General features: G+C 72.3%; 17 protein-coding genes. 2 read left to right on the top strand and 15 right to left on the bottom strand.

Annotated elements, in window-relative coordinates; translation table 11 throughout:
- Positions 1–2: 2 nt before the first annotated feature.
- From ACGFI8_RS39165 to ACGFI8_RS39120, 10 genes are all read right to left on the bottom strand, one after another.
- Complete coding sequence (locus ACGFI8_RS39165) at positions 3–977, bottom strand: NADPH:quinone oxidoreductase family protein (protein WP_392812442.1); 975 nt, start codon at positions 975–977, stop codon at positions 3–5.
- Positions 974–1,390, bottom strand: a complete 417-nt coding sequence (locus ACGFI8_RS39160; protein WP_392812441.1) for a nuclear transport factor 2 family protein — start codon at positions 1,388–1,390, stop codon at positions 974–976. Before ACGFI8_RS39160 ends, ACGFI8_RS39165 begins: the two co-directional genes overlap by 4 nt.
- Positions 1,387–2,610, bottom strand: a complete 1,224-nt coding sequence (locus tag ACGFI8_RS39155) for an amidohydrolase family protein (protein WP_392812439.1) — start codon at positions 2,608–2,610, stop codon at positions 1,387–1,389. Before ACGFI8_RS39155 ends, ACGFI8_RS39160 begins: the two co-directional genes overlap by 4 nt.
- An 85-nt stretch (positions 2,611–2,695) precedes the next feature.
- On the bottom strand, positions 2,696–4,354 hold the full coding sequence (locus ACGFI8_RS39150; RefSeq protein WP_392812437.1) for a hydantoinase B/oxoprolinase family protein: 1,659 nt from the start codon (positions 4,352–4,354) through the stop codon (positions 2,696–2,698).
- Positions 4,347–6,023, bottom strand: coding sequence for a hydantoinase B/oxoprolinase family protein (locus ACGFI8_RS39145; protein WP_392812435.1), 1,677 nt, complete (start codon positions 6,021–6,023; stop codon positions 4,347–4,349). Before ACGFI8_RS39145 ends, ACGFI8_RS39150 begins: the two co-directional genes overlap by 8 nt.
- Entirely contained in the window at positions 6,020–8,053 is a 2,034-nt protein-coding gene (locus ACGFI8_RS39140) for a hydantoinase/oxoprolinase family protein (protein WP_392812433.1), read from the bottom strand. Before ACGFI8_RS39140 ends, ACGFI8_RS39145 begins: the two co-directional genes overlap by 4 nt.
- Positions 8,050–9,954, bottom strand: coding sequence for a dipeptide ABC transporter ATP-binding protein (locus tag ACGFI8_RS39135; RefSeq protein ID WP_392812432.1), 1,905 nt, complete (start codon positions 9,952–9,954; stop codon positions 8,050–8,052). The genes ACGFI8_RS39140 and ACGFI8_RS39135 overlap by 4 nt, the downstream gene beginning before the upstream one ends.
- A gap of 10 nt (positions 9,955–9,964) precedes the next feature.
- Complete coding sequence (locus ACGFI8_RS39130) at positions 9,965–10,792, bottom strand: ABC transporter permease (protein ID WP_392812430.1); 828 nt, start codon at positions 10,790–10,792, stop codon at positions 9,965–9,967.
- A complete protein-coding gene (locus ACGFI8_RS39125; protein ID WP_392812429.1) occupies positions 10,792–11,802 on the bottom strand; it encodes an ABC transporter permease in 1,011 nt (336 codons plus the stop codon). The genes ACGFI8_RS39130 and ACGFI8_RS39125 overlap by 1 nt, the downstream gene beginning before the upstream one ends.
- Positions 11,803–13,437, bottom strand: a complete 1,635-nt coding sequence (locus tag ACGFI8_RS39120) for an ABC transporter substrate-binding protein (protein WP_392812428.1) — start codon at positions 13,435–13,437, stop codon at positions 11,803–11,805. It abuts the gene before it with no gap.
- Positions 13,438–13,699: 262 nt separating this feature from the next.
- On the opposite strand from ACGFI8_RS39120, the gene ACGFI8_RS39115 reads away from it, so the two are divergent.
- Positions 13,700–14,503 (top strand): hypothetical protein, encoded by an 804-nt coding sequence (locus ACGFI8_RS39115; RefSeq protein ID WP_392812426.1) that lies wholly within the window; start codon positions 13,700–13,702, stop codon positions 14,501–14,503.
- A gap of 23 nt (positions 14,504–14,526) precedes the next feature.
- Here ACGFI8_RS39115 and ACGFI8_RS39110 read toward each other — a convergent pair whose 3' ends face one another.
- Positions 14,527–15,567 (bottom strand): LacI family DNA-binding transcriptional regulator, encoded by a 1,041-nt coding sequence (locus tag ACGFI8_RS39110; protein WP_392812424.1) that lies wholly within the window; start codon positions 15,565–15,567, stop codon positions 14,527–14,529.
- 31 nt (positions 15,568–15,598) lie between these two features.
- Between ACGFI8_RS39110 and ACGFI8_RS39105 the strand changes: the two genes are divergently transcribed.
- Positions 15,599–16,867 (top strand): MFS transporter, encoded by a 1,269-nt coding sequence (locus ACGFI8_RS39105; protein ID WP_392812423.1) that lies wholly within the window; start codon positions 15,599–15,601, stop codon positions 16,865–16,867.
- 13 nt (positions 16,868–16,880) lie between these two features.
- Here the strand turns inward: ACGFI8_RS39105 and ACGFI8_RS39100 are convergent, their stop codons facing one another.
- From ACGFI8_RS39100 to ACGFI8_RS39085, 4 genes are read right to left on the bottom strand one after another with little or no spacing between them, the layout of a single operon-like run.
- Positions 16,881–17,873 carry an amidohydrolase family protein gene (locus ACGFI8_RS39100; RefSeq protein ID WP_392812421.1) on the bottom strand — a complete coding sequence of 331 codons (993 nt, stop codon included), beginning with the start codon at positions 17,871–17,873 and terminating at the stop codon, positions 16,881–16,883.
- A complete protein-coding gene (locus ACGFI8_RS39095; protein ID WP_392812419.1) occupies positions 17,870–18,388 on the bottom strand; it encodes a 3-hydroxyanthranilate 3,4-dioxygenase in 519 nt (172 codons plus the stop codon). The genes ACGFI8_RS39100 and ACGFI8_RS39095 overlap by 4 nt, the downstream gene beginning before the upstream one ends.
- Entirely contained in the window at positions 18,385–18,813 is a 429-nt protein-coding gene (locus ACGFI8_RS39090; RefSeq protein ID WP_392812528.1) for a RidA family protein, read from the bottom strand. The genes ACGFI8_RS39095 and ACGFI8_RS39090 overlap by 4 nt, the downstream gene beginning before the upstream one ends.
- Positions 18,813–19,535 carry a 2-keto-4-pentenoate hydratase gene (locus ACGFI8_RS39085; RefSeq protein WP_392812417.1) on the bottom strand — a complete coding sequence of 241 codons (723 nt, stop codon included), beginning with the start codon at positions 19,533–19,535 and terminating at the stop codon, positions 18,813–18,815. Before ACGFI8_RS39085 ends, ACGFI8_RS39090 begins: the two co-directional genes overlap by 1 nt.
- Between the last annotated feature and the right edge of the window lie 54 nt (positions 19,536–19,589).

Here is a 19,589-nt window from a genome sequence, read left to right as displayed (position 1 = left end):
CCTCACCCTCCGATCCGGATGACGATCTTGCCGGTGGTACGCCCGGCGGCCAGGTCCTGCAGGGCGGCGGGCGCCCCTTCGAGCGGCTCGATCCGGTTGACCGGCGGCCGGACGGCACCGGTGGCGCAGAGCGCGAACAGTGCCTCGTAGGCGGCGGCGACCTCGTCCGGCCGCCGCCAGGGGTAGGCCGAGCCCCACGAGAGGCCGACGAGGGTGGCGTTGCGGGCGACCAGGCGCATCGGGTCGACGGCCGGCGGCGGGCCGGCCGCGGCGCCGACGGCGACGATCCGCCCCTCGAAGGCGAGGCAGTCCAGCGAGCGGGCGAACACGTCGCCGCCGACGGGGTCGATCACGACGTCGACGCCCGCGCCGCCGGTGGCGGCGTCGACGGCCCGGGCGAAGTCCTCGGCGTGATAGTCGATCGCGACGTCGGCGCCGTTCGCGCGGCACACCTCGGTCTTCGCCGGGCCGCCCGCGGTGCAGATCACCCGGGCGCCGCGGGCGACCGCGAGCTGGGTGGCCGCGACGCCGACCCCGCCGGCCCCGGCGTGCACCAGCACGGTGTCCCCTGTGGACACTCCGGCCCGCTCCAGGCTGAACCACGCGGTCTGGTACGTCACCGGGATCCCCGCGCCGGTCACCGGGTCGAGCGCGGCGGGCCGCGGCACGAGCAGGCCGGCGTCGATGGTGACGGTCTCGCCGAGGGCGCCGTGCGGCAGCGCCGGGCACCCGATCACCGCGGCGCCGGCGTCCGGGCCGCTCAGGACCCGCCCGCTGAACTCGACCCCGGGCGTGACCGGCGGTGCCGGCCGCACCGGGTAGGTCCCGCGGCACAGCATCACGTCGAGGAAGTTGAGGCCGACCGCCTCGACCGCGACGCTCACCCGGCCCGGGCCGGGCTCCGGGTCGTCCGGCACGTCGGCGACGGCGAGTACGTCGGCCGGCTCGCCGTCGCGGTAGGCGACGAGGCGCTTCACGGGCGCACCAGCTCGGCGTGGTGGTGAACGATCAGCCAGCCCTCGCCGGTGCGGCGCAGCACGTCGGTGACGCGGGTGACCGACACCTGCTCCGGCACCTGGTCCTCGGCGCGGGCGTGCAGCTCGTAGCGGGCCACGCCGACGTCGCCCCACACGTCGATCCGCTTGACGTGGGCGACCAGCTCGGCCAGCAGCGGCCGGTGGCCGGAGGCGTCCCGCCGGTCGCGGTACTCGTCCAGCTCGGCCCGGGTGCGCAGCGGCCCGGGCAGGTGGGACTCCCAGGTGGTGACGTCGGGGTCGAGGTGGGCGTCGAAGCGGCCCCGGTCGCCGGCCAGGAACGCGTCGTACATGTCGTCGATCGCGGCGGCGATCTCGGTTGCGATCTCGGTTGCGGTCTCCGGGCACACCGTCACGGCCGCACCCCGGACCGGTCGTCGCGCACCACGGCGCCCCCCTTCATCACCCACCGCACGCCGCGAAACGCCGAGGTGTCGGCGAGCGGGTCGCGGTCCATCGCGATCAGGTCGGCGAGCTTGCCCGGCTCGACCGTGCCCAGGTCCCGCTCGGCCCGCAGCCAGCGCACCGGCCCGAGCGTGCCGGCGTACAGCGCCCGCTGCGGCCCGATGACGGCCGACATGTGCTCCAGCTCGCGAACGGTGGCGTTGGTACCCTCGAACGCCCAGAACGGCGGCATGTCGCTGCCCAGCAGCACCTCCACCCCGGCGGCGACGGCGAGCTCGTAGCTCTTGAGGTGCCGCTCGCCCGCGCCCAGCGACCGCTGCTGCATCCACTCCGGGACGCCCAGCTCGTCGAAGAACGCCTTGCACCGGGTGACGAGCAGGGTCGGCACGAGGGCGGTGCCGTGTTCGGCCATGAGTGCGGCCAGTTCCGCGGTCAGCTCGTAGCCGTGCTCGACACAGTCGAGGCCCAGTTCGACCGCCTCGGTGATGACCGGCGCCGGGCCGGCATGGGCGGTGACGCGCCGCCCCCAGTCGTGCGCGGTCTTCAGCACCGCCGCCAGCTCGTCGGGGTGCAGCTGACGGGTGTCGATCGACTCGTGCTCGCCGGCGATGCCGCCGGAGATCATCACCTTGATCAAATCGGCGCCGGCCCTGATCTGCTGGCGCACTCCGCGCCGGAAGCCGTCGATGCCGTCGCACTCGAGGGTGTCGCTGCTCTCGTGGCCGTGGCCGCCGGTGCACACCAGGGCGCGACCGGCGGTGAAGATCCGCGGCCCGGCCGTGCGGCCGGCCTCGATCGAGCGGCGCAGCGCGAAGTCGGCGTGGTCCTTCTCGGCGACGCACCGGACCGTCGTCACTCCGCAGTGGAGGGTACGGCGGGCGCCGTCGGCCATGTAGAGCGCGAGCTCGTGCGGGCCCATCTGCTTGAGCCGGTCACCGGCCGCGCCCGGCAGGGTGAGCGACAGGTGGGTGTGCATGTTGGCCAGGCCCGGGGTCAGCCAGGCGCCGCCGAGGTCGATGCGGGTCGCGTCGCCGTCGGCCTCGGCCAGCACCCGCTCGCGGGGGCCGACGGCGGCGATCCGCTCGCCGACCACCCAGACGGCGGCGTCCTCCACCGGCTGGATACGCCCGTCGACGACCGTGCAGTTCTCGAGGATCACATTGCCGCTCATGCCGACACCTCCGCTTCGCTCCGGCAGCGGCACGAGCTACACCTGTGCCCCTGATTCGCGGCCACTACGCTTCGCTTCGTAGCGCTCATACATCAACTCCGTAGGTCGTGCGGGCCGCTGCGGCGGAGACGTAGCCGTCGGCCACGTCCTCCCGGACGGCCCCCGGATCGCGCGCGGCGGGGTCCCCGTGCCCGCCGCCGCCGGCGGTCAGTACCGTCACGCGGTCACCGGGCGCGACGGCCGTGCGGGTCGTGCTGACGGCGCGCTCCCGGGCCGTGCCGGGGAACAGCAGGATACGGTTCGCCTCCGGGGCCGCGCCGCCGTCGCTCGCCCAGGGCCGGGACTTCGTCTTCTTGATCACCGACAGGAACTCGCCCGGGGTCACGAACCGGATGTCGCGGCGCAGCCCGGGCCCGCCGCGGAACCGGCCGGCCCCGCCCGAGTCGGTGCGGATCTCCATCCGCTCGAAGAACATGCCGGTCTTCGCCTCGAGCACCTCGACCGGCGTGATCCTGGCCTGGGTCTGGCACGGGTGGTTGGCCGGCCCGATGCCGTCGTGCCCGGGCGCCCCGCCCCAGCCGACCGGCTCGTTGTTGGACACCGCGAACAGCGATCCGGTGTCCGGGTGGACGCCGACCATCATGAACCCGGGCACGTCGCCGCCCGACGACGCCGGCAGCCGGCCCGACATGCCCTGCGCCAGCGCCTTGTAGATCAGCTCCAGCGCGACGGTGCCGGTCCACTGCGTGAACGTCGCGGCCGGGTAGACGGCGTGGAAGAGCGTGCCCGGCTCGGCGTGGACGACCAGCGGCGCGAAGTGGCCGGCGTTCGTCTGCTCGGTCGGCGTGGTGATCGCCTTGAACGCCACCCGGCAGGTCGCGATCGTCGCGCCGAGGGGCAGGTTGACCGGGCCCGGCACGGCCGGCGACGAGCCGGCGAAGTCGACGGTGAACGTGCCGCCGGCGATGGTCACGGTGACCCGCATCAGGATCGGGTCGTCGGTGATCCCGTCGTCGTCGAGCCAGTCCTCGGCCGTCCACGACCCCTGCGGCAGGGCGTCGACGGCCTCCCGGGCGGACGCCTCGGCGGCGGCGATGACGGCGTCGACCACGGCGTTCACCGTTTCGCGGCCGTACGCGCCGAACAGCTCGGCGACGCGTCGCTCGCCGGTGCGCAGGCACGCCACCTGGGCGTGCAGGTCGCCGAGCACCGCGTCGGGCATACGCGAGTTGAACCGGATCAGCTCGTGGATCTCGTGCACCGGTGCGCCGGCCGCGAACACCCGGGTGCCGGGGAACAGCAGCCCTTCCTGGTGTACGTCGGTGGAGTCCAGCACGTAGCCGGGGTCCTTGGCGCCGAGGTCCATCCAGTGGGCCCGCACGCAGAGGAACGCCACGAGCGCGTCGTTGACGAACACGGGCGCGAACAGCGTCGCGTCGTAGGCGTGCGCGGCGTTCCAGTACGGGTAGTTGAGCAGCACGATGTCGCCCGGCCGCAGCGTGTCGCGCCCGACGTACTCGACGCCCTTGCGGATCGAGTAGTCGTTCGCGCCGAGAAAGCGCGACAGGCCCGTCGACTCGGCGACCAGGCGCAGATCGGCGTCGTAGATCGAGATGCCGAAGTCGTGCACCTCGTAGATGACCGGGTTGAACGCGGTGCGCACGAGCGCGGCGCGCATCTCCTCGGCCGCGGCCACGAGGTAGCTGCGCACCACCTCGGCGGTGGCGCCGTCGACCTCAGGCATCCTCGACCCCGTACACCTCGCGGGCCGCCTCCGCCGACACGTACCCCTCGGCGACGTCCTCGCGCACCGCGTCCGGGTCGCGCTCGCGCGGGTCGCCGTGCCCGCCGCCCCCGGCGGTCAGCAGCGTGACCCGGTCCCCGACGGTCACGGCCGTGCGCTTCGTGCTGACCGACTGTTCCCGGTCGGTACCCGGGAAGATGATCACCCGGTTCGCCTCCGGCGAGCGGCCTCCGGCCAGGGCCCACGGCCTGGCCTTGGTCTTCTTGATGACCGACAGGAACTCCCCCGGCGTGACGAACCGGATGTCCCGGCGCAGGCCCGCCCCGCCGCGGAACCGGCCGGCCCCGCCGGAGTCGGTGCGGATCTCCATCCGCTCGAAGAACATCCCGGTCCGCGCCTCCAGCACCTCGATCGGTGTGATCCGCCCGGTGCTGCCGGAGACGTGGGTGGCGGCGTTCATGCCGTCGTGCTGCGGCGTGCCGCCCCAGCCGACGGGCTCGTTGTTGGAGACCGCGAACAGCGCGCCGGTGTCCGGGTGGATGCCGACCATCATGAACCCGGGTACGTCGCCGCCCGACGAGGCCGGCAGCCGGTCGGGCATGCCCTGCGCGAGCGCCTTGAGGATCAGCTCGACCGCGACGATGCCGGTCCAGAGCGTGAACGTCGGCTGCGGGTAGACGGCGTGGAACAGCGTGCCCGGCTCCGCCTTCACCACGAGCGGCGCGACGGTGCCGGCGTTGGAGGGCTGGTCGGCCGAGGTCAGCGATTTGAGGATGACCTTGCAGATCGCCTCGGTCGCGCCGTACGGCATGTTGACCGGCCCGGCCACCGCCGGTGACGAGCCGGCGAAGTCGACCGTGAACGTGCCGTCGGCGATCGTGACCGTCACCTTCATGTGGATCGGGTCCTCGGTGATGCCGTCGTCGTCGAGCAGGTCCTCCGCGGTCCAGGAGCCCTGCGGCAGCGCGGCCAGGGCCGCTCGGGTGCGCGCCGCGCCGTCGGCGATCATCCGCTCGATCGTGGCCTCGACCGTCGGCCGGCCGAACTTCTCGACGATCTCCAGCAGCCGGCGCTCGCCGGTGCGCAACGCGGCGATCTGGGCGTGCAGGTCGCCCATCACCTCGTCGGGCATGCGCGAGTTGAACCGGATCAGCTCGTGGATCTCGCGGACCGGCTCGCCGCGCGACACCACCTTGGTGCCCGGGAACAGGATGCCTTCCTGGTGTACGTCGGTGGAGTCGAGCACGTAGCCGGGGTCCTTGGCGCCGAGGTCCATCCAGTGCGCGCGGACGCAGAGGAACCCCAGCAGCGGCCCGCCGGGCTCGAACACCGGGGCGAACAGCGTCGCGTCGTAGGCGTGCGCCGCGTTCCAGTACGGGTAGTTGAGCAGCACGACGTCGCCGGGGTGCAGGTTCTCCCGGCCGACGTACTCCACGCCCTTGCGCAGCGAGAAGTCGTTGGCGCCGAGGAAGAACGTCAGCCCGGTCGCCTCGGCCACCAGGCGCAGGTCGGCGTCGTACAGCGAGAGCCCGAAGTCGTGGACCTCGTAGATGACCGGGTTGAACGAGGTACGGATGAGGGTCGCCCGCATCTCCTCGGCCGCGGCGAGCAGGTAGGAGCGCACGACCTCGGCGGTAGCGCCGTCCAGCTGGTTCGTCTCGGCGGTCATGCGGCACGCACCAGCAGGTAGCCGTGCGCGTCGACCGTCACCCGCTGGCCGGACGGGACCACCGTCGTCGACGTGCCCTCGTCGACCAGGGCCGGCCCGTCGAACGCGTCGCCCGGCGCGAGCAGCGCCCGGTCGTAGACGTCGAACGGCACGACCGCGCGGACACCGAAGTCGAACGCGTCCCGGCGCCCGAGCAGGGCCCGGGCCGGGTTTGCGTCGCCTGGCGGCGGCTCGACCAGCGTCGGGCTCGCCGTGCGGCCCACCGCGCGCAGGCGCAGGTTCAGGATCTGCAGGCGGTTGGCCATCGAGTGGCCGTACCGGGCGGAGTGCAGCTCCTGGAAGGCGGCCCGGACGCCGTCGGGGTCGAGCTCGCGGCCGATCGTGACCGTGAGGCTGTGCTCCTGCCCGAGGTAGCGCAGCTCCAGCTGCCGCTGCAGGACCGCCAGCTCCGCCGGCACGCCCTGCGCGCTCAGCGAGGCCAGCGCCTCGGCCTCGACCTCGGCGAAGGTCGCCTCGACCGCGGCCGGCTCGACCTCGTCGAGCGGCGTCATCAGGGTACGGCTGAAGTTGTCCTCGATGTCGGCGCTGAGCATGCCCCACGCCGAGAAGCCCGACGGCGCGAACGGCACGATCACCTCGGCGATGCCCATCTCCCGGGCGAGCAGCGGCGCCAGCAGCGGCCCGGCGCCGCCGAAGGCGAGCAGCGAGAACTGCCGCGGGTCGCGGCCGCGCTCGACGGTGATCTGCCGAACCGCGCCGACGGTGCGCGCGAGCAGCACGTCGAAGATGCCCGCGGCCGCCGCCTCGACCGGCAGGCCGAGCGGCCCGGCGACCTGCTCGTCGAGGGCCTTGCGGGCCGCGTCGGCCTGCAGGCCCATCTCGCCGCCGAGGAACCGGTCGGGGTCGACGTAGCCGAGCGCGACCGCCGCGTCGGTGACGGTCGGGCGGGTGCCGCCGCGGCCGTAGCAGACCGGGCCCGGGTCGGCGCCCGCGCTCTGCGGGCCGACCTTGAGCAGGCCCCGGTCGAGCCAGGCGATCGAGCCGCCACCGGCGCCGATGGTGCGGATGTCGTACGTCGGGATCAGCAGCGGGAAGTGCTCAAGCTGCGCCTCGTGAGCGGCGACCGCGCTGCCCTGCTCGATGACGCACGCGTCGAGCGAGGTGCCGCCGATGTCGAAGGTGAGGAGGCTGTCGCGGCCCAGCGCGCCGCCGAGGTACGCCGCGCCGACGATGCCGCCGGCCGGTCCACTGAGGACGGTGTGGGTCGGCGAGCGCTTGGCCGCCTCGCTGGTCATCGACCCGCCGCCGGAGCGCATGATGAGGAAGCGCCCGGCGAAGCCTCCGTCGGCCAGGCCCCGCTCCAGCTCGTCGACGTAGCGCTCGAAGATCGGCCGGATGTACGCCTCCAGCACGGTGGTGCTGGTGCGCTCGTACTCCCGGTACTCGCGCGCGATGTCGGTCGACAGCGAGAGGCTGACGTCGGGGTAGCGCTCGCGGATGAGGGCCGCCGCCGCACGCTCGTGCGACGGGTCGAGGAACGCGTGCAGGAAGCAGATGGCGATCGACCGCACGCCCTGCACCTCGACGAGCTCGCGGGCCGCGGCGAGCACCGATTCGGCGTCGAGGTCCTCGACCACGCGGCCCTTGTAATCCAGCCGCCCCTTCACCCCGGCGGTGTGCCGGCGCTTCACCAGGCTCGGCGGGCGCTCGTACTGGAAGTCGTACATGTGGTCGGACGGGACGTTGCCGCGCCCGATCAGAAACACGTCCCGGAAGCCCTCGTTGGTGATGATGCCGGTCGCGGCGCCGCGCCGCTCCAGCACCGCGTTGAGGCCCAGCGTGGTGCCGTGGATGAACAGCTCAACCGAGGACAGATCCGTGCCCAGCGCGGCCACCGCGGCGAGCACGCCGTCGGCCGGGCGGGCCGGGGTCGTCGACGCCTTGCGGAACCGCACCCGGTTGGTCCGGGTGTCCAGCTCCATCGCGTCGACGAACGTACCGCCGATATCGACGGCCAGCCTGAGGCTCACACCAACTCCCCAATCTCCGGAACCCGCCAGCAGGCGGCCCGGCTCTCCCCGTACTGCTGCAACTGCTGGTCCTCGCCGCGGCACCGGTCGGTGACGAACGGGCACCGGGCGGCGAGCGCGCACCCGGTCGCCGCGTCGGCCTCCTCGAGGTCGCGGACCAGGGCCGTGCCGCGCGAGAGGCCCCGCGAGAGCAACGCCCGCGTGTAGGGGTGCCTCGGCCGCGCGAAGACCTCCTCGACCGGCCCCTCCTCGACGATCCGGCCGAGATAGAGCACGACGACCCGGTCGGCGAACCCGCGGACGGTCGCGAGGTCGTGCGAGATGAACACCGAGCCGTGCGAGCGGTCCGCGGCGACCTCGTCGATCACCGCGAGGATCTGCGCCTGCACGGTCACGTCCAGCGCCGAGGTCGGCTCGTCGAAGACGATGAGGTCCGGCTCGGCGACGAGCGCGCGGGCGATGCCGACCCGCTGCGCCTGGCCGCCACTCAGCTCGTGCGGGCGGCGGCCGAGGATCGAGCGGTCCAGCTCCATCCGGTCGAGCGCGGCGGCCGCCCGGCCGGCCCGTTCGACCGCGGGAACGCCCAGCGCGCGCAGCGGTTCGCCAATCGCGTCCTCGACGCTCCGGCGCGGGCTGAGCGAGCCGATCGGGTCCTGGAAGACCAGGGCGCTGCGGGCGGCCGTGACGCGGCCACGGGTCGGCTTGGTGAGCCCGACGATGAGCCGGGCGAGGGTGGATTTGCCGCACCCGCTCTCGCCCACGACGCCGATCCGCTCGCCCTTGGCCACGGTGAGGCTGACCCCGCGCAGCGCGTGGTGCCCGCCCCGGCCGAACCGGCTCTTGTAGACCACGTGCGCGTCGTCCACGACGAGCACGGGCGTGGCGTCCGCGGTCGTCCCGGCCCGCCGCGCGGGTGCGCCGGCCGTGACGTCGGTCGCCTGGCGCGCCTCGACACCGTCGTGCAGCGGGTGGAAGCAGGCCGCGGTCCAGTGCCGGCCCTGCCTGGCCGGTTGCGGGCGGGAGGTCCGGCAGTCGTCCTGGGCGTGCGCGCAGCGCGGGGCGAAGGGGCACGCGGCCGGCGCCTCGCGCAGCAGCGGCATCGCGCCCGGCGTCACCACCACCGGCCGGCCGTCGAGCTCCGGCACCGAGCGCAGCAGCGCCCGGGTGTAGGGGTGCGCCGGCGCGGTCAGCACCTGCCGGGCCGGGCCGGTCTCCGCGACCGTGCCGGCGTAGAGGACCACGATGCGGTCACACACGGCCGCGATCGCGTTGATGTCGTGGGAGACCAGCAGCACGCCGCGGCCGTCGGTGTCGGCGGCGTGGCGGAACTGGCGCAGGATCTCGGCCGTCAGCGTGACGTCGAGGCCCGTGGTCGGCTCGTCGGCGACGAGCAGGCGCGGCGCGCACCCGGTGGCGAGCGAGATCATCACCCGCTGGGCCATGCCGCCGGACAGCTCGTGCGGATAGGCGCCGAGGCGGCGGCGGGGGCTGCGGATGCCGACCGCCTCGAACAGCTCCAGCGCCGACTCACGGGCCCGCTCGCCGTCCATGCCCTGGTGGGTCCGGAGCCGGTCGACCAGCTGCCGGCCCGCGGTCCGGGTCGGGCTGAGCGCGCCGCGCGGGTTCTGGAAACACATCGCGGCGCCGTGGCCGCGGTGGTGGGCGAGCCGCTCGGCGGACATGGTCAGCACGTCGATGCCGTCGAAGCCGACCCGGCCGGTCGCCACCGAGCCGGTCGGCAGCATGCCGACGATCGCGCGGCCGACCATGCTCTTGCCGCCGCCGCTCTCCCCGACCAGCCCGACGACCTCGCCGGCGTCGACGGTCAGCGAGACGTTGCTCAGCGCGGCGACGCGGCCGCCGATCACCACGGACAGGTTGTCGATCGAAAGCAGACTCACGTGCGGCTCCTCACCGTCGGACCCGGTCCGCGCGCTCCTGCAGGCCCTCGCCGAGGAGGCTGAAGCCCAGGACGCAGACGAGCAGTGCGATGCCGGGCGGCACCGAGGTCCACCACCGGCCGGCCACCACGTCGCCGGTACCGAGGCTGATCATGGCGCCCCACTCGGCGTCGGGCACCGGGATGCCCAGCCCGAGGAACGACAGGCCGGCCAGGGTGAGCATCGCCCAGCCGCAGTTGAGCGGGGCGATCACCCGCACCGGCGTGATGCTGTTGGGCAGCACGTGCCGCCACAGCAGGCCGATCGTCGAGGCGCCTGAGGTACGCGCGGCGTCGACGTAGGTCAGGTCGCGGATCGTGCGGACCTCGGCGCGCACCAGACGGGCGTAGGCCGGCGCGTTCACCAGCGCGATCGCCACGGCCAGGTTGACCGGCCCGCTGCCCAGCAGGGCGGCGACGGCGAGCGCGAGGATGAACGTGGGGAACGCCTGGAAGATGTCGGTCAGGCGCATCAGCACGTCGTCGAGCCAGCCGCCGAAGTAGCCGGCGACCACGCCGAGGATGCTGCCCAGCACGACGGCGGCGGCGACCGCGGCCACCGCGATGCCGAGGTCGACCCGGCCCGCGTAGAGCAGCCGGCTCCACACGTCCATGCCGTTGACGTCGGTGCCGAACAGGTGCGCCCCGCCGGGCGCCGCGATGGTGGCGCCGGCCGGGTCGATCTCGTTCGGTCCCCACGAAGTGAGCAGCGGGCCGAGCAGCACGGCGGCGATGACGACGGCCAGGATCCCGGCGCCGGTGGCCACCAGTACCGTGCCGAAACGGGCCTCCCTGTGCATCAGATCCTCACCCTCGGGTCGAGCATGGCGTGCACGACGTCGGCGATCAGGAACACCACGACGTAGCAGAGCGCGATCACCAGCACCGAGGCCTGCACGACCGGGTAGTCGCGGTAGAGCAGGCCGCGCAGCGCCCATTGACCGAAGCCCTGCCAGGAGTAGACGTACTCGATGAGCACGGTCGATCCGATCGCGAAGCCGAACACCAGGGCGGCGAGCGACGGCAGGCGTACCAGGGCCGCCCGCACCAGGTAGCCGCGGCGCAGGAGCCGGCCCGGCAGCCCGTGGGCCTCGGCCGCCGCGTACGGCTCGGAACGCAGCACCTCGATCGCCGACGCGCGCACGCTGCGCAGCAGCGGGGCCACGATCACGATGACGAGCGTGAGCACCGGGAGCACCAGGTGCGACAGCGCCGACGTCAGCGCCGGCATGTTGCCGGTCAGCAGGGCGTCGAGCGCGTCCGCGCCGGTGATCGGGGTGAGGTCGGTGTCCGGGTCGACGCGGCCGCTGGGCGCCGGGAACCAGCCCAGGCCGGCATACCCGACGAGGATCAGCACCAGGCCGAGCCAGAACTCCGGCATCGAGTTGCCGATCAGCGCGAGCACCCGGATGCCGTGGTCGCCGGCCCGGTTGGCGTGCCGGGCCGACCACAGCCCGACGACGGTGGCGATCACCACGGCGATCGCCACCGCCAGTACGACCAGCTCCATCGTGGGGCCGATCCGCAACGCCATCTCGTCGCCGACCGACTGTCCACTCTGGATGGATGTGCCGAAGTCGCCGGTGACCAGGCCGCCGAGGTAGTCGGTGAACTGCCGCCACAGCGGCCGGTCGAGGCCGAAGCGGGCCCGCGCCGCCGCCTCGTCGGCGGCGGTCGCGTTGGGCCCGAGGATGGTCCGGATCGGGTCACCGGGCAGCACCCGGACCAGCAGGAAAGTCAGCACGACCACCCCGAGCAGGACCGGAATGAGCTGGAGCAGCCGGCGGGCGACGAACCGGAGAACGCGCATCTACGCCGACGCACCCAGGTAGCGCAGGCGGGCCAGGCCGTCCATCGGCTGCACCCAGCCGCCCACCGACTTGCGCACCGGCAGGTTGAAGTTGGGCTGGCAGATCACCACCCACGGCACGTCCTCGGCCATGATGTCCTGCACCTGCGCCCAGAGCTGGTTGCGTGCGCCGGTGTCCACCGTGGTGTGCGACTGCTGGTAGATCTGCTCGATCCGCGGGTTGCTGTAGTTGGCGTAGTTGAGGTTGGCGCCGTTGACGAAGCTCGTCGCCAGCATGTACTCGACGTCGTTGACCCACAGCTGGCCCGAGGTGATCTGCAGCGGGATGTTCTTCTTCCCGCGCCGCTCGGCGAGCGTCGCCGGGTCGAGCGGGGTCAGCTTGAGCTCGATGCCGGCCTTGCGGGCCTCGCTCTGCACCAGGACGGCGAGCTGCTGCTGCTCGTCGTTGTCGGTCTGGAACACCAGCTCCGAGGTGATCGAGGTCTTGCCCGACGCGGCGAGTGCCGCCTTGGCCTTGTCGATGTCGTACGTGTACGGGTACCCCTTCTCGGAGTATCCCGGCATGTCCAGCGGCACGATGCTCTTCGTCGGCCGTGCGTCGCCGCCGTAGACGTTCTTGATGATCTGCTCGTACGGCGTCGCGTAGGCCAGCGCCTTGCGCACGTTGACGTCGTCGAACGGCGCGGTGGTCGTCGACATCTGGATGGCGACCTGCGAGTTGCTGGCCGCCGACAGCACCGTGATGCCGGCGGCGTTCTTCAGGTCCTTGATGTCGCGCGGGCTCGCGCCCAGCGCGATGTCGATGTCGCCGGCCTGCAGCTGCAGTCGCTGGTTGGCGGCGGACGGCACGACCGAGATGCGGATGGTCTTCGTCTTGGCCGGGTCCGGGCCGGGGTAGCCGTCGTTGGCGGTGAGCTCGATCTCCTGGCCCTGGGTGGCCTTGGTGACGTTGAAGTAGCCGCCGGTGGGCGGGTTCTTGGCGAACCACTCCTTGGCCCACGGGTCCGCGTCGGTGGCGTGCTTCTTCGCCTCGACGGAGTCGAAGACGTAGAGCGAGATGGCCTGGATCTGCTTGGTCAGCGCGCTCGGGAACTCCTGGTGGAACTCCACCGTGTAGTCGTCGACCACGACGACCTGCTCGGGCTTGGTGAGGCCGATCGTGCGGTAGATGCCGGCGACGTTGGCCTTGGCGGCGAACGCCCGGTCCTTCGACCACTTCACGTCGGCGGCCTTGAGCTCGTTGCCGCTGGGGAACTTGACGCCCTTGCGGAGCTTGAGCGTCCACACCTTGTGCTCGGCGTCCGGCTCGAACGACTCGGCGAACGTCGGCATGATGTTCTCGGTGTCGAGGATCCTGCTGCCGCCGGCGGTCGTCACGCCGTAGTCGATCATGTATGGGAAGACGTTCTTGTACAGCATGAGGGCGGTCAGGTCGAAGCCGACGAAGTCCTGGTCCCAGCTGCTGATGTAGCTCGATACCGCGATCTTCAGGGTCGACGACTTGGCCCCGCCGGAGGCTGACGACGAGGTGTTGTTCTTGCTGCCGCTCGCGCAGGCGCCGGTGGCGAGCAGGAGCGCGCCCACGCCGCCGAGCTGGAGTACGGAGCGGCGGGAGAGAAGGGGAGAGTCTGCCATGTTCACTCCTCTGTTAGCCCGACCTGCTCGATGTTCTATCAGGCATGAGTTGAGTGAACAAGATGCGTCCCGCAGTGAACAGCAAAGATACTGCTCATGGCGGCACTGTTCGGCCGTACGGGGGATGTCTCGGATCAGGTTTGTTCACAATATTTCACAGGCACGAAACCGGTGACCCGGCGGCGGACCTCGGTGCGGGTCTGGTTCGCCAGGTGGCCGGCCGCGACCCCCACCAACCGCGAGGAGCCCTGATAATGCGGGCATGGCCTCCGGTACCGATCGCCTCCCCGAACCACCGTCCCGCGGTCCCGACTTCGAGGAGGACTTCACCGCGCCACAACTCCGCGACGACCGCTGGGTCGATCACTATCTGCCGCACTGGACCTCCCCCGAGCGGTCGAAGGCGCGGTATGACATCGACAGCCTGGGCCTGCGGCTCCGCGTTGACGAAGATCAACTCGACTGGCGAGCGGAAGACGCGCCGCTTCGCGTCTCCAATCTGCAGAGTGGCACGTTCTCCGGTCCGGTTGGTTCAGGTCGAGGAACACACCGGCATCGCAGCGACGGTCTTGTCGTTCGCACCGCGACGCCGCAGCGCCTGCTGTGGGCTCCCGCCGCGGGCAGGGTCGACGTGACGGTGAGCGCGAGCGTGGACGAGGGATGCATGCTCGCTGCGTGGCTCGTGGGTACGGAGCACCTGTCCGACCGTGACAGCGGCGAGATCTGCATCTTCGAGATCGACGCCGACGCCGTGGGGGATGGAATCAGCCGCGCGCGTTGCGGGTTGAAATCGCACCACGACGACCGGCTGCAGACCGACATGGCCGAGGTTGTCATCCCCGCGACAGCATCGAGGCCGCACACGTGGACAGCACTCTGGGGCCCGCAGGGCATCGTCATCGGCTGCGAGGGAGCCGTAGTGAGGCGGGTGGCGCAATCACCGAGCTATCCGCTCTTCCTGATGATCGATCTCTTCGAGATCGGTCCGCGCTCGCCGACGACCGTCGCTTACCCCAAGACCGCCCGTATCCACCGCGTACGCGGCTGGGACATGTCCGCCCGATAGCCGGGCATTCACTGTGCGTACGTTCATCCGCGGGTGGAACCGCGGACCGTGATGGACCAGGCGCTGGAGCCGCTGCCGGGCGCTGATCCGGTCAGGACCTTGGCGGCACAGGCCCGTCCCTGCTCGCGCAGCGACTGGGCGACCGAGGTCAGGTTTCGCAGCCGGGCGGTTTCGGAGTCGTCCCAGCCGGTGACGGCGAGGCGGTCGGGGACCGCGATGCCGGCCTGCTCGGCGGCGCGAAGGACGCCGAGCGCCTGCTGGTCGCTCATGGTGGCGATGGCGTCCCGCCCGTCCCGGATGAGGTCGGCGGCGGCGGCCTGAGCGAGGTCGGCGTCGTTCGTGGCGCACACGGCGACCGGGACGCTCTGCCAGTCGATGCCGGCGTCGGTCGCCGCGTCGCGGAACCCCTCGAGGCGGTGACGGGTCACCGGGAACGGCGCGGCGGCCGGGTCGGGGCCGTGCACGGTGGCCACCGTTCGATCCCGGCCCAGCGGGAAGCTCACCACCGCGGGACACCGCGCGGAGTTGAAGGCGTGCGCGCCGACGGCGCGGGCGGCGGCGCGGTCGTCCGCGCCGATCACCGTGAGGCCCGGCCGCGCCGGGCCGCCCTGGATGGCGGCCGGTCGCCGGGTCGCCGCGACCGCGTCGAGGACCGGATCGTCGTCGCTGGTCGTCCAGAGCACGAACGCATCGACCGCGGCGTCGCGGACCCGTTGCACGTCGGCGTCGGAGCCGCTGGTCGGCAGGATAGTCATGCCGAAGCCATGCTCGGCGGACACCTCGGCGATACCGGCAAGGAATTGTACCGCCTGGGGGTCGTCGAAGGCGTAGGTGAGGCGTTCGCCGAGTACCACGCCGAGGGTCTGAGTCGCGCCGCGGCGCAGCGAACGCGCGGCGGGGTCAGGACCGGCGTAGCCGAGCTCCTTGGCGGCGAGCAGGACGCGCGCCCGGGTCTCGTCGGCGACCCGTGAGGGCTCGTTGTAGGTGTACGAGACCGTCATCGGGCTGACGCCGGCTCGAGTGGCGACCTCGGCCATGGTCGCGCGCCTGGGTTTCCTTGACACGCCCACATCCTAGCTGTGTATCGTTACACAAGTGTCCGCCTTCCTCCATGCCTCCCGGTCCAGAACACTGCCCAGCTATCTGGTCTTCGCCGCGTTCGGCGCGTTCTGGGGCGTCTGGGGCGCCTCGATCCCGCGCATCCGCGAGCAGGCCGGCGTCGACGACGCCCAACTCGGTGTCGCGCTGCTGTTCATCGGCGGCGGCGCCCTGCCGGCGATGCTGCTCACCGGTTCTGTGGTGGACCGATGGGGCCGGCGGACAACGGCGCTGATGCTCATCGCGCTCGGTGTGTGCGGGGTCGGGGTGGCCCTGACCGCGCACGGCCTGATCGCGCTGTGCGCCGGACTGGCACTGCTGGGCGCGTCCAGCGGCGCGACCGACGTGGCGATGAACTCGATGGCCGGCGACGCGGAGCAGGCGACCGGCAGGCCCGTGCTCACCCGGGCGGCCGGCGCCTTCTCGGTACTCGTCGTCGTCGGAAGCCTCGGTACCGGCATCGCCGCGCAGGCCGGCGCGCCCACCGTCATGCCCTTCGCGATCGCCGCCGTGCTGGACGGCGTCATCGCCGTGGTGGTCTTCGCCGGGTCCCCGGCCGGCCTCGCCGCCCGTCCCAGCGACGCCGCAGCGGCGGCGAGGCCGGCCGTGGCCCCCCTCGACCGCCGCCTGGTCGCGCCGCTGCTCATCATCGGCGCCCTCGGCACCCTCGCGTTCGCCAGCGAGAACGCCCACCAGAGCTGGCAGGCAGTCTTCTTCGAACAGGAACTCGGCTCCGGGCCCGGCCGCAGCGCTCTCGCGCCCGCCGTGTTCGCCGCGGTGGTAGCCGTCGCCCGGCTGAGTCTGGGCGCCGTCCCGCCCCGCTTCGCCGCCCACATCCTGGTGCTCGGCGCGACGGTCGCGGCGGCGGGCGCAGTGGTGGTCTCGATCGCGCAGAGCCTGCCAGTGGCCGCGCTCGGCATCGTTCTGGCCGCCGCCGGCACGGGAGGGCTGTTCCCGACGCTGCTGAGCGTCCCCGCCCGCAACGTGCCGGAGGCCTACCGCGGGCGCTCGACCGCGATCATCTCGACCGTTGCCTACCTCGGCTTCCTGCTCGGACCGGTCTACGTCGGCTTCTGGGCCGACGGGACCAGCCTCCGGGGCGCCATGGTCGCCGTCGCCGCGCTCGGCGCGGCCCTCGCCGTCCTGGCCGTTCCCGCCCTTCGTGCCTCAGGATTCGCCATCCACGGCACCCGCACTATCGCGCCGCCCGCTGACGCGAACGAGACCGGGCCGCGCGACGATGTCATCGCGCGGCCCGGTGCGTAACGGGGGCCGGTGCTCAACGCCCGAGGAACCGCAGCGCGTTGGCGCCCAGCAGCTTCGCGCGCTGGACCTCGCTCAGGAAGTCCGCCGTGTCGACCACCGCGCCGACCGGGCGCTCGCCCAGGGGATACGGATAGTCGCTGCCGACCATGACCCGGTCCTCCCCCAGCGTCTCGACCAGCAGCCGTAAGGCGGCCGGGTCGAAGACGACGGAGTCGACCGAGAAGCGGTCGAGGTAGTGCGACGGCGGATGCTCCGAGCGGCCCCGGACCACGTCGCCGCGGCGGTGCCAGGCGTTCTCGGCGCGGCCGAGCCAGAAGGCGAAGCTGCCGCCGCCGTGCGCGAAGCAGATACGCAGGGACGGCGGTACCGCGTCGAAGACACCTCCGAGGATCATCGCCAGGATCGACAGATGGGTCTCGGCCGGCATGCCGGTCAGCCAGCGGGCCATCCATCGGTCCAGCCGGGGACCGGCCGGCATGTCCCAGGGGTGCACGAACACCGGCGCGCCGACCGCCGCGCAGTGCTGCAGGAACGACACGATGCCCGGATCGTCGAGGTCCCGGTCGCCGACGTGGTTGCCGATCTCCACGCCGGCGTGCCCGTTGGCCAGGCAGCGGTCGAGCTCGGCGCAGGCCGCGTCCGGGTCCTGCAGCGGCACCTGACAGAACGGCAAGAACCGGCCCGCGCCCTCGGCGGCCAGCTTCAGCGTCAGGTCGTTGAAGATCCGGGCGACCTTGACCGCCTGGCCGGCCGGGCGTTCGTAGGAGAAGAACACCGGCGTCGGGGAGATCACCTGCAGCTCGACGCCGTCGGCGTCCATGTCCTGCAGGCGGGTCGGCGCGTCCCAGGCGGACGGGCCGATGGGCCGGAACTCGGTGGACCCAACCATGATCATGGCCGCGCGTTCGGAGTCGACGCGCAGCCACGGCCACCCGGTGCCGCCGCACTCGGCCGCGAGATCCGGCCAGCCGAGCGGCACCAGGTGGGTGTGGACGTCGACCCTCATCCTTTACCCGGGTGTACGGTGCCGCACTCGGTGCAGGTACGCGCCTTCTCGTCGTCGTAGAACGCCTGGAACACGGGCGGCAGGTCGACCACGATGTCGCGCACCTGCAGCTCGACCTCGTGCACCTTGTTGCCGCACGACGGGCAGTACCACTGGAACTTCTCCAGGGTCCCCTCCTCGCGCACCCGCTCCAGGACGATGCCGATCGAGCCGGCCTCGCGCTGCGGCGAGTGGGGCATGTTGCCGGGCAGCAGCCACATCCCGCCCTCGTTGATGTGCACCGTGTCGGGGCCGTCGGGCGTCATGACGTTGAGGTGCATGTTGCCCTTGATCTGGTAGAAGAACTCCTCGTAGGGGTCCACGTGGAAGTCGGTGCGCTGGTTGGGCCCGCCGACGACCATCACGATGAAGTCCGACCCGGTCGGGAGCACCTGCTTGTTGCCGACCGGCGGCTTGAGCAGGTGCTGGTTTTCGGCGAGCCAGTCGGGAAAGCTCACCGGGGTCATGTCAGTCATCTCGACACCTCCGCTGGGGCAGCATTGGAACGGGGGATCAGCGCGACGGCCTGGATCTCGATCAGCAGGTGCGGGTGGGGCAGCTGGTGCACCGCCACCGTGGTGCGCGCCGGCCCGGTCTCGTCGAAGAACTCGCCGTAGACCTCGTTGTAGCCGCCGAAGTCGTTCATGTTGACCAGGTACGTGGTCACCTGCACCACGTCGGCGAGCGACGCGCCGACCGCGGCCAGGATGTCGTCGATGTTGCGCAGCACGGCCCGGGTCTGCTCGCGGATGTCGAGGCTCGTCGTGCCCATCGCGTCCACGGACGCCCCGGCGATGGTGTTGTCGGGCCGGCGCGACGATGTGCCGGAGACGAACGCGAAGCCGCCCGCGACCTTCACGTGCGGGAACCGCCCGCGCGGCCGGGCCGCGCCCTCGACGATCACGACAGCGCCCGCAGGGAGGCGGTGCCCAGGCCCTCGACGACCGCGCGCACGTGCGCACCCCGCGCCAGCGGCACCGCCGCCGTCGCCGCGCCGGCGAGCAGTACCCAGCCGTCCTCCAGCGGTACACCCGCTGAGGAGGCCAGCGTGGCCGCGGCCGTGACGGCCCGGCGGGGATCGCCCAGGATGGCGGCCGTGGATCCGATCTGGGCGACCCGCCCGTCGACCTCCAGCAGCACGCCCAGGTTGTCGAGGCCGGCCGGCAGCGGTTGCCACTCCCCGATGACGAACCCGGCCGCCGAGGTGTTGTCGGCGATCACGTCGGGCAGCGTGAACTTGAAGTCGGCGTAGCGGGAGTCGATCAGCTCCAGCGCGGGCGCGACCGCGGTCGCCGCGCCGGTCGCGTCGAGGCGGAACGCCACCTCGGGCTCGACCCGCGGGTGGATGTACCGGTCGGTGTCGACCGCGCCGCCGTCGTCGATCCGCATCGCGTCGGTGAGCCGGCCCCAGATGACCTGGTCGACGCCGACCTGCGCCATCTTGGCCCGGCTGGTCAGGCCCAGCTTGATGCCGACGAGGCGTTCGCCGCGGCTCACCCGCCGCGCCACCAGCGCCTCCTGGATGCGGTACGCCTCGTCGGCGTCGGCCCCGCTCTGCGAGACCACCTGCGCGATCGCGGTGCGGGTGCGCTCCGCCTGATCGAGCTGCTCTGCGAGGCTCATGCGACCTCCGCTCCGCTCCGGCCGCCTGAGCTGAACCTGATCCAATGGTTCGCG

Origin of the sequence: Dactylosporangium sp. NPDC048998, from assembly GCF_043197855.1 — a bacterium.
Lineage (GTDB): Bacteria > Actinomycetota > Actinomycetes > Mycobacteriales > Micromonosporaceae > Dactylosporangium.
Note: the sequence above shows the minus strand (reverse complement) of the source record. Positions and strands in the feature narration are given on the sequence as shown.